The organism is Phenylobacterium sp. VNQ135 (genome assembly GCF_049445735.1).
GTDB lineage: Bacteria > Pseudomonadota > Alphaproteobacteria > Caulobacterales > Caulobacteraceae > Phenylobacterium.
Map to the genome: position 1 here is coordinate 350,460 of NZ_JBMSDS010000002.1, position 12,891 is coordinate 363,350.

Annotated in this window: 16 protein-coding genes; 12 read left to right on the forward strand and 4 right to left on the reverse strand. The window is 70.0% G+C overall.

What is annotated here, in order from left to right; translation table 11 throughout:
- Positions 1–55: 55 nt before the first annotated feature.
- Genes leuC through ACO2Q0_RS07535 form a run of 6 tightly spaced genes read left to right on the forward strand, consistent with a single transcriptional unit; the run spans position 56 to position 4,742 of the window.
- Complete coding sequence (gene leuC, locus ACO2Q0_RS07510) at positions 56–1,465, forward strand: 3-isopropylmalate dehydratase large subunit (protein ID WP_423351579.1); 1,410 nt, start codon at positions 56–58, stop codon at positions 1,463–1,465.
- A gap of 10 nt (positions 1,466–1,475) precedes the next feature.
- Positions 1,476–2,348, forward strand: a complete 873-nt coding sequence (locus ACO2Q0_RS07515) for a VOC family protein (protein ID WP_423350877.1) — start codon at positions 1,476–1,478, stop codon at positions 2,346–2,348.
- Complete coding sequence (gene leuD, locus ACO2Q0_RS07520) at positions 2,348–2,959, forward strand: 3-isopropylmalate dehydratase small subunit (RefSeq protein ID WP_423350878.1); 612 nt, start codon at positions 2,348–2,350, stop codon at positions 2,957–2,959. The genes ACO2Q0_RS07515 and leuD overlap by 1 nt, the downstream gene beginning before the upstream one ends.
- Entirely contained in the window at positions 2,956–3,258 is a 303-nt protein-coding gene (locus tag ACO2Q0_RS07525; RefSeq protein WP_423350879.1) for a putative quinol monooxygenase, read from the forward strand. The genes leuD and ACO2Q0_RS07525 overlap by 4 nt, the downstream gene beginning before the upstream one ends.
- Positions 3,259–3,273: 15 nt before the next feature.
- Positions 3,274–4,326: a 3-isopropylmalate dehydrogenase gene (gene leuB / locus ACO2Q0_RS07530; protein WP_423350880.1), complete on the forward strand. Its 1,053-nt coding sequence runs from the start codon at positions 3,274–3,276 to the stop codon at positions 4,324–4,326.
- An 11-nt stretch (positions 4,327–4,337) separates the two neighbouring features.
- Positions 4,338–4,742, forward strand: coding sequence for an EVE domain-containing protein (locus ACO2Q0_RS07535; RefSeq protein ID WP_423350881.1), 405 nt, complete (start codon positions 4,338–4,340; stop codon positions 4,740–4,742).
- A gap of 4 nt (positions 4,743–4,746) precedes the next feature.
- On the opposite strand, the gene ACO2Q0_RS07540 is transcribed toward ACO2Q0_RS07535, so the two are convergent.
- Positions 4,747–5,670: a bifunctional helix-turn-helix transcriptional regulator/GNAT family N-acetyltransferase gene (locus ACO2Q0_RS07540; RefSeq protein ID WP_423350882.1), complete on the reverse strand. Its 924-nt coding sequence runs from the start codon at positions 5,668–5,670 to the stop codon at positions 4,747–4,749.
- 209 nt (positions 5,671–5,879) lie between these two features.
- Between ACO2Q0_RS07540 and ACO2Q0_RS07545 the strand changes: the two genes are divergently transcribed.
- A complete protein-coding gene (locus tag ACO2Q0_RS07545; protein WP_423350883.1) occupies positions 5,880–6,470 on the forward strand; it encodes a response regulator transcription factor in 591 nt (196 codons plus the stop codon).
- Positions 6,467–6,928 carry a hypothetical protein gene (locus ACO2Q0_RS07550; protein ID WP_423350884.1) on the forward strand — a complete coding sequence of 154 codons (462 nt, stop codon included), beginning with the start codon at positions 6,467–6,469 and terminating at the stop codon, positions 6,926–6,928. Before ACO2Q0_RS07545 ends, ACO2Q0_RS07550 begins: the two co-directional genes overlap by 4 nt.
- Here the strand turns inward: ACO2Q0_RS07550 and ACO2Q0_RS07555 are convergent.
- Positions 6,925–7,305, reverse strand: a complete 381-nt coding sequence (locus ACO2Q0_RS07555; protein WP_423350885.1) for a PaaI family thioesterase — start codon at positions 7,303–7,305, stop codon at positions 6,925–6,927. The genes ACO2Q0_RS07550 and ACO2Q0_RS07555 overlap by 4 nt on opposite strands.
- Positions 7,306–7,493: 188 nt before the next feature.
- Between ACO2Q0_RS07555 and ACO2Q0_RS07560 the strand changes: the two genes are divergently transcribed.
- From ACO2Q0_RS07560 to ACO2Q0_RS07570, 3 genes are all read left to right on the forward strand, one after another.
- On the forward strand, positions 7,494–8,525 hold the full coding sequence (locus ACO2Q0_RS07560) for an aspartate-semialdehyde dehydrogenase (RefSeq protein WP_423350886.1): 1,032 nt from the start codon (positions 7,494–7,496) through the stop codon (positions 8,523–8,525).
- 1 nt (position 8,526) lies between these two features.
- Entirely contained in the window at positions 8,527–9,459 is a 933-nt protein-coding gene (gene rarD / locus ACO2Q0_RS07565; protein WP_423350887.1) for an EamA family transporter RarD, read from the forward strand.
- 104 nt (positions 9,460–9,563) lie between these two features.
- On the forward strand, positions 9,564–9,965 hold the full coding sequence (locus ACO2Q0_RS07570) for a response regulator (protein ID WP_423350888.1): 402 nt from the start codon (positions 9,564–9,566) through the stop codon (positions 9,963–9,965).
- Here the strand turns inward: ACO2Q0_RS07570 and ACO2Q0_RS07575 are convergent.
- Complete coding sequence (locus ACO2Q0_RS07575; protein WP_423350889.1) at positions 9,962–10,480, reverse strand: GNAT family N-acetyltransferase; 519 nt, start codon at positions 10,478–10,480, stop codon at positions 9,962–9,964. The two genes, ACO2Q0_RS07570 and ACO2Q0_RS07575, sit on opposite strands and share 4 nt — an antisense overlap.
- Before the next feature lie 86 nt (positions 10,481–10,566).
- Here ACO2Q0_RS07575 and ACO2Q0_RS07580 point away from each other — a divergent pair, with 86 nt between their 5' ends.
- Positions 10,567–10,956, forward strand: a complete 390-nt coding sequence (locus ACO2Q0_RS07580) for a hypothetical protein (protein WP_423350890.1) — start codon at positions 10,567–10,569, stop codon at positions 10,954–10,956.
- 70 nt (positions 10,957–11,026) lie between these two features.
- Here ACO2Q0_RS07580 and ACO2Q0_RS07585 read toward each other — a convergent pair whose 3' ends face one another.
- A complete protein-coding gene (locus ACO2Q0_RS07585; RefSeq protein ID WP_423350891.1) occupies positions 11,027–12,811 on the reverse strand; it encodes a methyl-accepting chemotaxis protein in 1,785 nt (594 codons plus the stop codon).
- Between the last annotated feature and the right edge of the window lie 80 nt (positions 12,812–12,891).

The following is a 12,891-nucleotide window of genomic DNA, read 5'->3' on the forward strand; positions in this document are numbered from 1 at the left end:
GATTGCGGCATCGCAGCACTAGACGTGCGCGCCCCCGGGGACCTAGATGCGCGCCATGCCCGGCAAGACCCTCTACGACAAGATCTGGGACGCCCATGTCGTCGCCGAACAGGACGGCGAGGCGATCCTCTACATCGACCTGCACCTGATCCACGAGGTGACGACGCCCCAGGCCTTCGCCGGGCTTCGCGCCAACAACCGGCCGGTCCGCCGCCCCGATCGCACCCTCGCCGTCGCCGATCACAACATCCCGACGGAGGGCCAGGCCCTGGGCGTCGATGCGGTCGCCGACGAAGAAGCGCGCCTGCAGCTCCAGACCCTGGGCAGGAACGTCGCCGAGTACGGCATCGAATACTATCCGATGGGCGACGTCCGTAACGGCATCGTCCATGTGGTGGGCCCCGAGCAGGGCCGCACCCAGCCGGGCATGACCATCGTCTGCGGCGACAGCCACACCTCGACCCACGGCGCCTTCGGGGCGCTGGCCCACGGCATCGGCACCTCGGAGGTGGAGCACGTGCTCGCCACCCAGACGCTCCGCCAGGCCAAGGCCCGGAACATGCGCGTCCGCATCGAGGGCGAGCCCGTCCCCGGCGTCGGCGCCAAGGACTACGCCCTGGCCGTCATCGGCGAGATCGGCACGGCCGGCGGCACCGGCTACGTCATCGAATACGCGGGCTCCGCGGTCCGAGCGCTTTCGATGGAAGGGCGGATGACGCTCTGCAACCTGACCATCGAGGGCGGCGCCAAGGCCGGCCTGATCGCGCCCGACGAGACCACCTTCGACTACCTCAAGGGCCGCCCGGCCGCGCCGAAGGGCGGGGCGTGGGAGATGGCCCTGGACTACTGGAAGGGCTTCTTCACCGACGAGGACGCCGTCTTCGACCGCGAGATCGTGCTGGATGCGTCGAAGATCGCGCCCACCGTCACCTGGGGCACCAGCCCCGAGGACGTGATCCCGGTCACCGCGACGGTGCCGGCGCCCGACAGCTTCGCCACCCCCGACAAGCGCGCCTCGGCCGCCCGGGCGCTGGAATACATGGGCCTCGCCGCTGGCCAGCCGATCACGGAGGCGAAGATCGACGTGGTCTTCATCGGCTCGTGCACCAACAGCCGCATCGAGGACCTGCGCGCCGCCGCGAAGATCCTGGAAGGCCGCACGGTCGCGCCGCACGTCCGCGCCATGGTCGTGCCGGGCTCGGGCCTCGTGCGCGAACAGGCCGAGGCCGAGGGCCTGGACCAGGTGTTCAAGGCCGCCGGCTTCGACTGGCGCGAGCCCGGCTGCTCCATGTGCCTCGGCATGAACCCCGATCGGCTGAAGCCGGGCGAGCGTTCGGCCTCCACCTCGAACCGCAACTTCGAAGGCCGGCAGGGTCGCGGCGGGCGCACCCACCTGATGAGCCCGGCCATGGCCGCCGCCGCGGCGATCGCCGGCCACATCGCGGACGTCCGGGACTTCCTGTGATCGCGGTCCCATGATCTCCGGCCTGGACCACGTCGCGCTCGCGGTCCGCGATCTCGACGCGGCCGTGGCCGGCTACACGCGCCTGCTGGGCGTCGCGCCGAACTGGCTGGGCGGCGACGGCGGGGCCCGCCACGCCTGGTTCCAGTTCCCGAACATGGCCCTGGACGTCATCAGCCCGCATGGCGAGGGCGCGTTCGGCGACCGCATGCGCGCCCATCTCGACGCTCACGGCGAAGGGATCTGGGCCGTCGCCTTCACCGTCGGCCGCACGGTCGACGACCTCGCCCCCTTCGCCCGGCTGATGAACCGGCGGGGCCTGAAGACCACCGAGCCCGCGCTCACCCGCTCGACCCATGACGACGGCCGCAAGCGCTACTGGCTGGGCTCCAATCCGGCCGCCGAGACGACAGGCGGCCTGCAGGTGCTGCTGATCGCCCCGCCGCGCGACGGCCAGCCCTGGCCGCTGTCCGGACCGACCGGCGAAGCGCCCGTCGCGAAGCTTGACCACGTGGTCGTCTATACCGGCAACGTCGACCGCGCCCTCGCCGTCTATGGCGCCAAGCTCGGCCTCGACCTGCGCCTCGACCGCGAGAACCCCCAGTGGAACGCGCGCCAGCTCTTCTTCCGGGCCGGCGACGCGGTGATCGAGATCGGCGCGAAGATCGGCGAGCCCGCCACCGACGCGCCCGACCGCTTCGGCGGCCTCGCCTGGCGGGTCGACGAGCCGGACGCCGCCCAGGCGCGCATCGCCGCCGCCGGCTTCGACGTCTCCGAGGTCCGCCCCGGCCGCAAGCCCGGGACCAAGGTCTTCACCGTCCGCGACGCCCCCGCCGGCGTTCCCACCCTCATGCTCAGCGCAGAACCAGCCCTGGAACCCGCCTGATGGAAGCCTTCACCCGCCTCGACGCCAAGATCGCGCCCCTGCCGCTGGCCAACATCGACACCGACCAGATCATCCCCAAGCAGTTCCTGAAGGGCGTGGACCGCAAGGGACTGGCGCGCGGCCTGTTCTACGACTTCCGCTTCGACGAGCAGGGCCGAGAGGTTCCCGACTTCGTCCTGAACCGGCCCGAGTACAAGGGCGCAGGCGTGCTCGTCGCCGGCGACAACTTCGGCTGCGGCTCATCGCGCGAGCACGCGCCGTGGGCGCTCATGGACTTCGGCATCCGCTGCGTGATCAGCACCAGCTTCGCCGACATCTTCTACAACAACTGCTTCCAGAACGGCCTGCTGCCGGTGGTGCTCAAGGCCGAGGAGATCCAGCAGCTGATGGACGAGGCCCGCGGCGGCAACCACGTGGCGTCCATCGACCTGGCCGCCCAGACGGTCACCTCTCCGTCGGGCGCCGTGTTCCACTTCGACATCGACCCGACGCGCAAGGACAAGATGCTCCGGGGCCTCGACGCCATCGGCGAAACCCTCCAGGCCAAGAACGATATCGACCTCTACGAGATGAAGCGGGCGCTCTCGCAGCCCTGGCTCGAAGAGGCATGAGTCTGATCGTCGCCGGCACGGTCCGCGTGCCGCCCGAGAACCTCGACGCCTTCCGGCCGCACATGGACGCCATGCTGGCCAGGAGCCGGGCCGAGGACGGGTGCCTCGCCTATTCGTACGCGCTCGACGTGCAGGAGCCTGGCCTGATCTGGGTCTTTGAGGTCTGGCGGGACCGCGCCGCGCTCGACACCCATTTCGCCGCCCCGCATCTCGCCGACTGGCGCGCCGCCTGGCCCGCGCTCGGGGTTTCCGATCGGCGGCTGACGCTCTACGACGTCGCGGCCGAGACGCCGCTCTAGCCTTCAGGACCTACGATGACCGACTTGCTCCTCCTGCCCGGCGACGGGATCGGGCCGGAAGTGACCGCCGAGGTGCGCCGCGTGGCGGAACGGCTCGCCCCAGACCTGACCATCGACGAGCGGCTGTTCGGCGGCGCGAGCTATGACGCGCACGGAGTTCCGCTGACCGACGAGGCGCTGGCCGCCGCGAAGCAGGCGCGCGCCGTCCTGATGGGCGCCGTCGGCGGACCGAAATGGGCCGGCGCCCCGCGCGACAAGCGCCCCGAAGCCGGGCTGCTCGCCCTGCGCGCCGGCATGGAGGTGTTCGCCAACCTGCGCCCGGCCCTCTGCTTCAAGCCCCTGGCGGATGCGTCCAGCCTCAAGCGCGAGCTGGTCGAGGGCCTGGACATCATGATCGTCCGCGAGCTGACGGGCGGCATCTACTTCGGCGAGCCGCGCTACATCGAAGACCTGCCGGGCGGCGGCAAGCGCGCCGTCGACACCCAGGTCTATACGACGGCCGAGATCGAGCGGGTGGCGCGCGTCGCCTTCGAGCTGGCGCGCGGCCGGCGCAACAAGGTGGCCAGCGCCGAGAAGTCGAACGTGATGGATTCCGGCCTGCTCTGGCGCGAGGTCGTCACCGATCTGCACAAGCGCGAGTACGCGGACGTCGAGCTGACCCACATCCTGGCCGACAACGCCGCCATGCAGATCGTCAAGGCGCCCAAGCAGTTCGACGTCCTGCTGACCGACAACCTGTTCGGTGACATCCTCTCGGACGCCGCCGCCCAGCTCACCGGCTCGCTCGGCATGCTGCCCTCGGCGGCCCTGGGCGTGGCGGGCAAGCCCGGCCTCTACGAGCCGATCCACGGCTCGGCGCCCGACATCGCGGGACAGGGCGTGGCCAATCCGCTCGCCGCCATCCTGTCGTTCGAAATGGCGCTGCGCTGGTCGCTGGATCGCGCCGACCTCGCCGACCGCCTGTTCGCCGCCGTCGGCCGAGCGCTGGACAAGGGCGCGCGCACGCCCGACCTTGGCGGCAAGCTCACCACCGCCCAGATGGGAGAGGCGGTGCTCGCCGAACTCTGAGGGGGCGCAACATGGCCAACTGGCTCGTGAAGTCGGAGCCCAACACCTACAGCTTCCAGGATCTGCAGCGCGACGGGCGCACGGTCTGGGACGGCGTGCGCAACAACGCCGCCGCGCTCCACCTGAAGGCCATGAAGGCCGGCGACGAGGTGCTGTTCTACCACTCCCAGGAAGGCCTCGCCGTCGTCGGCGTCGCCAGGGTGTCGAAGGAAGCCTTCCCCGACGCCAGCGACCCCTCCGGCCGCTTCGTCGCCGTAGAGCTGGAGCCGGTCCGGCCGCTGACGTCGCCGGTGACCCTGGCCGACATGAAGGCCAATCCCGCCCTCGCCGAGATGGCGATGATCCGCCAGTCGCGCCTGTCGGTCTCGCCGGTCAGCTCCTCGGAGTGGGCGGCGATCCTCAAGATGGCGGGCTAGCCCGCTACAGGTCGAGGTCCCAGCGCTCGCTGGTCAGGCCGAACCCGCCGAAGTCGCGGTTGGGCCAGGAGTCCTTCAGTTCGAAGCCGACGCTGGCGTAGATCGCGCGCGCCGCCGTCAGGATGCTCTGGGTCCACAGCGTCATCCGCCGATAGCCGGCCTGCCGGGCGAAGGCGATGCACTCGTCCACCAGCTTGCGCCCGACCCCCAGGCCACGGGCCGAAGGGTCCACCAGCAGCAGCCGCAGCTTCGCCGTCTCATCGTCCCCCTTGGCCAGGAAGATCGAGCCGATGTTGCGGCCGCCCTGCTTGGCGATCCAGCAGCGCTCGCGAGCGGGATCGAAGTCGTCCACGAAGTCGGCGACGATCCGCGCGACCAGCGCCTCGAACCGGTGGTCCCAGTGATACTCCCGGCCGTAGATCTCGCCGTGCGACTGGACCACCCAGCCGTAGTCGCCGAGCTCCGGCTCGGCGAGGCGCCACGGCTCGGGGGCGCGCCCGCCGTCGAGCAGCGCTTCCACCGTCTCGAGCGCGGCCGCCAGCTCCGCCCGCTGCGCCGCCGACAGTTCGGCGATCAGGCCCTCGGCCTGGATGTTCGACCGCTGCTGCAGCTCGGCCATCAGCCGGGCGCCCTCGCCGCTGGGCCGCAGCACCACGCTTCGACCGTCGACGTCCGAGCGCTCCCGCACCACCAGCCCGTCGCGTTCCAGGCGCTTGAGGATGCGGCTGAGGTATCCCGGATCGAGCCCGGTGCGTTCGGTCACCGTCTTGGGCGTGACCCCGCCCGAGGTCGCGATCTCATAGAGCGTGCGCGTCTCGGCCAGGGTGTAGGGACTGCCGACATGGCCTCGGTCCATCACCCCGATGGCGCGGGTGTAGAACCGGTTGAAGCGGCGGATGACCGCCACGGTGTCCTGCGGAGCCGTCATGCCTCCACTGTGACGCCGTACATTTGACGGAGTCAACTATCTGCGGAGTTACCCATTTTGGGGGTCCCGCCGGCGCGCCGTCGCCCGACTCCCCTCCAGGTGGCCCGGAGGGCGCGGCGCCCGGAAAGCTCGTGTTAACGGAACTCACCCCTAAGCTCCGCCCCGAGAAGGCCGATGATGGCCGGTGTGCGGAGGTCAGGGGGCAGGCCATGTCGCTCGATGCCGCCTCTCGTGCGCGCTTCAATCTGGACCGCGCCGCCGTGATGTTGCTGGACGACACGCCGCTCGGCATGTCGATCCTGGTGCAGATCGTCACCGGCCTGGGGGCCAAGACGCTCTATCGCTGCACCACCGTGGAGCAGGCGCAGGAAGTCGCCTCCAACTATGAGCTCGACCTCGCCATCGTCGACGGCATGGCCCCGTCGGGCCAGGGCTACGATTTCGTGCGATGGCTGCGCACCGAGGCCAAGGAGCCCAATTGCTACACGCCCGTGCTTGTCACCACCGCCCACACGCCCGCCAGCGACGTGGTTCGCGCGCGTGACTGCGGCGGACACATCATCATCAAGAAGCCGATCGCGCCCAAGGTGATGCTGGAGCGGATCCTGTGGGTGGCCAAGGAAGGCCGGCCCTTCCTGTTCTCCGGCGGCTACGTCGGACCGGATCGCCGCTTCCGCAACGACGGGCCGCCGGACGGCGTCGGCCGCCGTCGCGAGGATCTCGCCGCCCAGGCGGCCGCCGAGGCCGAAGCCGGTCAGTCCGTGTCTCAACCCACGCCCGAAGTCCGCCAAGCCTCATGAGCGCCGTCCGCTTCGTCTTTCCCAAGCTGCGACTGGCCGAGATCCTCAAGACCCCGGGCGGTCTGACGGTCGCGGACGCCCTCGAGCGCGCGCAGGCGAACCTCGACACGCTCAAGCCCTCGTGCGTCGCCGAGCTGGTCGCCCTGCTGGAGTTGGCCGACGCCGCCTTCGAACGCCTTGGGCCCGTCTTCGACGATGCTGCGCTGACCGACCTCTACGCCATCGCCGTGCGCGGCATCGGCGCCGGCGCCGTCTGCGGCACGCCCGCCATCGACCAGGCGCTGACCAGCCTCTGCGACCTCATCGACCATCTCCGCACCACGGGTCATTACGATCGTGCGGCGGTGGGCGTGCACCTCCGGGCGTGGCGGTTGCTGATGAACCCCGACCTTCCGGACGCCGGCGTCCAGCGGGTCCTGGATGGGCTGCGGAAGGTGGCGGCGCGTTACGCGGCCTAGGGTTCGATCGTCATCTGGGTCTGTGTGACGAGGGCGAGCAGCTTGCCGTCCATGTCCGTGATCCGCGTCTGCCAGACGCTGGAGCGGCGCCCGACGTGCAGCGGCGCGGCCTCCCCCTCCACCACCGAACCCGCGGGGGCCGCCCGCAGGAAGTTGGTCTTGCTCTCCAGCGTCGTCGTGCGGGCGCCGGGCGGCAGGTTCAGCACGCCGCCGATGGCCCCCAGGGCGTCGGCGAAAGCCATGTACGCGCCGCCGTGCAGGATCCCGCCGGCGGTGCAGAGGTCGTCGCGGACCACGAGACGCCCCCGCACGCGATCCTTGGACCGCTCCAGGATCTCCACGCCCATCAGGTCGGAGAACGGCATGCCGGTGCTCATCGGTCTTCCCTTTCCACCACGCCCCGAACCTCGACCATTCGCTGGCGCGTCATGCTGCGCACGAATTGCCGTCGGCCCGCGTGAGCCTATCTGATGAGGGGTTGAGGATCGCTGCCTTGCGTTGCGGAAACGCAAGGCGTAACGGGACCAGCCCCGAAGTCGTTCGGGCTGTCCTTTGGAGAATTGAGATGGGTTACCGGGTCGCCGTGGTCGGCGCCACGGGCAACGTGGGCCGCGAAATGCTGAACATCCTCGAGGAAGTCAAATTCCCCGTGGAGAAGATTCACGCGATCGCCTCGCGGAAATCCATTGGCCAGCTCGTCTCGTTCGGCAATCAGAACATCGCCTGCGAGGACGTCGAGCAGTTCGACTTCTCCAAGGTCGACGTCGTGCTGATGAGCGTCTCCGGCTCCTTCTCGAAGGAGTGGGCGCCCAAGATCGGCGCCGCGGGCCCCATCGTCATCGACAACTCGTCGGCCTGGCGCATGGACCCCGACGTGCCGCTGATCGTGCCGGAGGTGAACCCGGACGACGTCGAGTGGGCGAACAAGAAGAACATCATCGCCAACCCCAACTGCTCGACCGCCCAGCTCGTCGTGGCCCTGAAGCCGCTGCACGACCGGGCGAAGATCAAGCGCGTCGTCGTGGCGACCTACCAGTCGGTTTCCGGCGCCGGCAAGGAAGGCATGGACGAGCTCTGGGATCAGACCAAGGACGTCTTCGTCCTGGGCGCCCGCGAGCCCAAGAAGTTCCCCAAGCAGATCGCGTTCAACGTGATCCCCTTCATCGGCGCCTTCCGCGACGACGGCTACACCGATGAGGAGGCCAAGATGTGGAACGAGACGCACAAGATGATCGATCCGGCGATCAAGCTGACGGTCACCTGCGTGCGCGTCCCCGTGATGGTCGGCCACTCCGAGGCGGTGAACATCGAGTTCGAAAGTCCGCTGGACGAGGACGAGGCCCGCGAGATCCTGCGCGAGAGCCCCGGCCTGGTGGTGATCGATAAGCGTGACCCCACCGGCTACATCACGCCCAAGGAAGCCCAGGGCGAGTTCCCGGTCTACGTCAGCCGCATCCGCAAGGACGACACCGTCGAGCACGGCCTGTCCATGTGGGTGGTGGCCGACAACCTCCGGAAGGGCGCCGCGCTCAACGCGGTGCAGATCGCCGAGCTGCTGCACCAGCGGGGCCTCATCCGCCAGAAGGCGCTCGCCTAGGATGAGCCCGTCGAAAGCGTCGGGCGATTCCCGCCTGGCGCTTTCGGCCGGGATCGCCTGCTACCTCATCTGGGGCTTCGTGCCGCTGGCCTTCCAGGCCATCGGCCGCCTGGGCGTGGGGCCGTGGGAAATCCTCTCGCAGCGGATCGTCTGGAGCATCCCGGCCGCGGCCCTGTTCGTCCTCGCCGCGCGCCAGGGCCGCCAGGCGCTCGACGTCCTGCGCAAGCCCAAGGTGCTGGCGTGGCTCGGCCTCTCGTCCCTGCTGATCGCGCTGAACTGGGTGGTGTTCATCTGGGCGGTGAACTCGGGCCGTCTGCTCGAGACCAGCCTCGGCTACTACATCAATCCGCTGGTCAACATGGCCGCCGGAGCCCTGCTGTTCCGCGAGCGCATCCCGGCGCTGGGCAAGGTCGCCATCGGCCTGGCCCTGGTGGGCGTGGTCATCCAGGCCGTGGCGCTGGGCCACCTGCCCTGGGTTTCGCTGGTGCTGGCCTTCAGCTTCGGCGGCTATGGCGTCGTGCGCAAGCAGGTGGCCGCCGACGCCCAGACCGGCCTCTTCATCGAGTGCCTGATCCTGGGCCTGCCGAGCCTCGCCTACATCCTCTGGATCGAGGCCCAGGGCGTCGGTCACTTCACCGACAGCGCCGCCAGCGTCGCCTGGCTGATCGCCTCCGGTCCCATCACCGCCGTGCCGCTGGTGCTGTTCGCCTGGGCCGCCCGCCGCGTGCCGCTCTCGGCCATGGGCTTCCTGCAGTTCATCGCGCCCACCATCAGCTTCGGCTTCGGCCTGATGCAGGGCGAGCACTTCACGCCGCTCCGGGCGCTGTCGTTCGTCTTCATCTGGCTGGGCGCGGCCACCTTCGCTTATGCGGCCTGGCGTCGCAGCCGCGCGACGGCGATCACCCCCGTCGCCGAGGCGCAGCCCGCCGAGTAGCCGTCGAAGCGCGACCACCACCCCCAAGTTGGGTAGCCCTGCAACTGTCGCGCGCAGGCCCCCCGGGTCAGAACAGGATCGTCAAACCTGTTCCGGAGCCTCCGATGGGGACCGCAGACAAGCCGATCGCCCTCGTCGTCGACGACAACGAGGCCAACCGCCTGGTCCTGGAGCTGATGCTCGAGGCCGCCGGCCTGGAGGCCGTGAGCGTCGCCTCGGGCGCCGCGGCCCTCGCGCGGCTGCACGAACGCCGGTTCGACCTGGTCGTCACCGACCTGCGCATGCCCGGTATCGACGGGTTCGGCCTGCTGGCCGCCATCCGCGCCATGCCGCAGACGCGGCGCATGCCGGTGGTCGCCACCTCCGCCGCGGTGCTCTCGAACAGCCCGGACCAGATCCTCGGCCACGGCTTCACCGCCTTCCTGGCCAAGCCCATGCTGGTGGCGGACGTCCAGGCCTGCGTCGACGGCCTCGGCATCCTGCAGGCCTGGCGAGCGGCCGCTTAGGACCCCAGCGGCTTCTCCATCACCGCCAGCTCCAGCGGCGGCTCGACCTCGGCCGGGAACGGCCGCGTCTCGCCGGTCAGCCGGTAGCCCCGCCGCTCGTAGTAGGCGATCAGCTCGGCGCGCACCGACACCACCGACAGCTCCATGACGGCGGCGCCCCAGCGCTCGACGGCCCAGGCCTCGGCGGCGGCGATGATCGCCCGGCCCAGGCCGCCGGCCTGGCGGATGGGATCCACTGCAAGCAGGCCCAGGTAGGCTCGGTCGTCGGCCACGCGGCTCACCTGCACGCAACCCGCCACGGCCTCGCCGTGGAGCGCCAGCAGGATCACCTCGCCCGGCCTGGCGATGATCCGGGCCAGGGTCTCGGCGCTGGTGCGCGGCGTCTCCAGCAGGTCGGCTTCGTGCGTCCAGCCGGCCCGGGCGCTCTCGCCGCGATAGGCGCTCTCCACGAGGCGGTGCAGCATGGGGAGGTCTTCAGCGGCCGCCGGGCGGAAGGTCGGGGTCTGAGAAGCCATGGCCCCGCTTAGCACGCCGCCGCGTCTCCGCTGTCATTTCTGCGTGGCCTGCGGCACATGACGTCACGGACGACGAGGACAAGCCCATGCACCCGGACGATGACGAGGACGGCGGCGGTTTCGATGTGGACGACTGGAGCCGGCTGAAGGCCTTCGCCGGCCGGGTCGCCACCCTGGACGACGTCCAGGCCCGCCGCGCGGTCTTCGCCCTCGCCGACACCCTCGACCCGCGGCCCCTCGACATGGCCCTGCCCCAGCCGGTGATCTGGTGGGAGGAGGATGGCGAACAGGCCGCCGTCGCCATCCAGGCCGAGGCCCACCTCAACACCGAGGGCGAGACCATGGAGGTGCTGGGCCTGATCCTGCCCGACGGCGAAGGCGCCGTGGCCCTGCTGGACGACGTCGATCTCGTCGACGACACCGATCCCACCTGGCGCGACCTGGTCAGCCGCGCGGTCGATAGCGCCGACGACTAGAGGCCAGCGCGATCGCCAGGACCGGGCGCCCTCGTCCGCGGGCGGCCCAGACCGGTCGTCCTGACCGCGCCTAGAAGGACTCCCATTCGGAGGCCACGGGCTTGCGCAGGGCGCCGCCGCCCGAGCCGCCGGAGGCGACGGTCCTCAGGGCCACCACCCGGCCGGAGGCGGGGCGTGGCTCCTCGGCGGCCGGCGCGCTCGACGTCCCGCCCACCTCGAAGCGGCTGATCAGCCGCGCCATCTCGTCAGTTTCCTGGGCCAGGCTGTGGCTGGCGGCGGTGGACTGTTCCACCATCGCCGCGTTCTGCTGCGTCGCCTGGTCCATCTGGTTGACCGCCGTGTTCACCTGCTGGAGGCCTGTGGACTGCTCCAGCGCCGACGCGGCGATCTCGGTGACGGCCGTGTTGATCTCGGCCACCTGGGCCACGATGCGCTGCAGGGCCGCACCGGTGCGATCCACCAGGCTGACGCCTTCCGACACTTGGCTCGTCGAGGCCGAGATCAGGGTCTTGATCTCCTTGGCGGCATCGGCCGACCGCTGGGCCAGAGCCCGCACTTCCGAGGCCACGACGGCGAAGCCCTTGCCCGCGTCGCCCGCGCGGGCGGCTTCCACCCCGGCGTTGAGCGCCAGCAGGTTGGTCTGGAAGGCGATCTCGTCGATGACGCCGATGATCTGGCTGATCTCGTTGGAGGAGCGCTCGATCTGGCCCATGGCGGTGATCGCCTCGCGGACCACCTCGCCCGACTGCCGCGCCTCGTCCGTCGCGCTGGAGACCACCTGCTGGGCGTGCTTCGCGCCCTCGGCCGTGGTCCGCACCGCGGCCGTGATCTCGTCCAGCGCGGCGGCGGTCTCCTCGAGGGAGGCGGCCTGCTGTTCCGTGCGGCGGGACAGGTCGTCCGACGCGCGGCTGATCTCGTCGGTGCCGGAGCGGATCCCGTTGGCCGCGCCGTTGATGACGCGCATCGCCTGCTCCAGCGTCTCCATCGCGCTGTTGTAGTCGGTGCGGAGCTTCTCGTACTCGGCGGGGAACGGCGTCGCCAGGCGGTGGGTGAGCTGGCCGGCGGCGAGCGCGGACAGGCCTTCGCCGACGTCGTGCACCGCGTTCGCCCGGGCGGTGACGTCGGTCGCGAACTTCACCACCTTCATGACCCGGCCGCTCAGGTCGAAGATTGGATTGTAGGAGGCGCTGATCCACACCTCCTTGCCGCCCTTGCCGATGCGCTTGAACTCCGCCGCGACGAACTCGCCGGCGTTCAGCTTGCGCCAGAAGTCGGCATAGTCCGGCGACTCCGCATAGGCCGGGTCGACGAACATCCGGTGTTCCCGGCCGCGGATCTCGTCGAGGCTGTAGCCGACCGTCGAGAGGAAGGCCTCGTTGGCGGTGATGATCGTGCCGTCGGTCTCGAACTCGATGATCGCCTGGGCGCGGGAAATGGCGTTCAGCTTGCCCTCGAACTCGGCGTTCCGCAGCTTCACGTCCGTAATGTCGGTCGCCGCCTTGACCACCCCGACGACCTTGCCGGCGGCGTTGAACACGGGGTTGTAGCTGGCCTGGATCCAGACTTCCCGGCCGCCCTTTCCGATGCGCTTGTATTCCCGGGCGTCGAACTCGCCGTCGCCCAGCTTCTTCCAGAACGCCCGGTAGTCCGCCGACTGCGCGTACTCGGGCTCCACGAACATGCTGTGGTGCCGGCCGATGATCTCCGAGGCTTCATAGCCGATCACCGCGCAGAAGTTGGCGTTCGCCGCCAGGATCTTGCCGGAGGCGTCGAATTCGATGATCGCCAGCGACCGGTTCAACGACGCCAGGAGCGCGTCCGGGCGGAACGCATACGACGTCTTGCGTCCGAGCATCTGAAATCCTCCAGTCGCATCGACGGCGGGCGCCTTTGCCGGCGTCGAGCACATTGCACGCTCGCTGTGAGTTATCCGAA

Excerpts from the sequence above, each read along its gene's own strand:
- ACO2Q0_RS07585 (WP_423350891.1), bottom strand. The coding sequence starts at position 12,811 with ATGCTCGGACGCAAGACGTCGTATGCGTTCCGCCCGGACGCGCTCCTG.
- leuC (WP_423351579.1), top strand. The coding sequence starts at position 56 with ATGCCCGGCAAGACCCTCTACGACAAGATCTGGGACGCCCATGTCGTC.
- leuB (WP_423350880.1), top strand. The coding sequence starts at position 3,274 with ATGACCGACTTGCTCCTCCTGCCCGGCGACGGGATCGGGCCGGAAGTG.
- leuD (WP_423350878.1), top strand. The coding sequence starts at position 2,348 with ATGGAAGCCTTCACCCGCCTCGACGCCAAGATCGCGCCCCTGCCGCTG.
- ACO2Q0_RS07515 (WP_423350877.1), top strand. The coding sequence starts at position 1,476 with ATGATCTCCGGCCTGGACCACGTCGCGCTCGCGGTCCGCGATCTCGAC.
- rarD (WP_423350887.1), top strand. The coding sequence starts at position 8,527 with ATGAGCCCGTCGAAAGCGTCGGGCGATTCCCGCCTGGCGCTTTCGGCC.
- ACO2Q0_RS07525 (WP_423350879.1), top strand. The coding sequence starts at position 2,956 with ATGAGTCTGATCGTCGCCGGCACGGTCCGCGTGCCGCCCGAGAACCTC.
- ACO2Q0_RS07550 (WP_423350884.1), top strand. The coding sequence starts at position 6,467 with ATGAGCGCCGTCCGCTTCGTCTTTCCCAAGCTGCGACTGGCCGAGATC.
- ACO2Q0_RS07555 (WP_423350885.1), bottom strand. The coding sequence starts at position 7,305 with ATGAGCACCGGCATGCCGTTCTCCGACCTGATGGGCGTGGAGATCCTG.
- ACO2Q0_RS07545 (WP_423350883.1), top strand. The coding sequence starts at position 5,880 with ATGTCGCTCGATGCCGCCTCTCGTGCGCGCTTCAATCTGGACCGCGCC.
- ACO2Q0_RS07580 (WP_423350890.1), top strand. The coding sequence starts at position 10,567 with ATGCACCCGGACGATGACGAGGACGGCGGCGGTTTCGATGTGGACGAC.
- ACO2Q0_RS07560 (WP_423350886.1), top strand. The coding sequence starts at position 7,494 with ATGGGTTACCGGGTCGCCGTGGTCGGCGCCACGGGCAACGTGGGCCGC.
- ACO2Q0_RS07540 (WP_423350882.1), bottom strand. The coding sequence starts at position 5,670 with ATGACGGCTCCGCAGGACACCGTGGCGGTCATCCGCCGCTTCAACCGG.
- ACO2Q0_RS07575 (WP_423350889.1), bottom strand. The coding sequence starts at position 10,480 with ATGGCTTCTCAGACCCCGACCTTCCGCCCGGCGGCCGCTGAAGACCTC.
- ACO2Q0_RS07535 (WP_423350881.1), top strand. The coding sequence starts at position 4,338 with ATGGCCAACTGGCTCGTGAAGTCGGAGCCCAACACCTACAGCTTCCAG.
- ACO2Q0_RS07570 (WP_423350888.1), top strand. The coding sequence starts at position 9,564 with ATGGGGACCGCAGACAAGCCGATCGCCCTCGTCGTCGACGACAACGAG.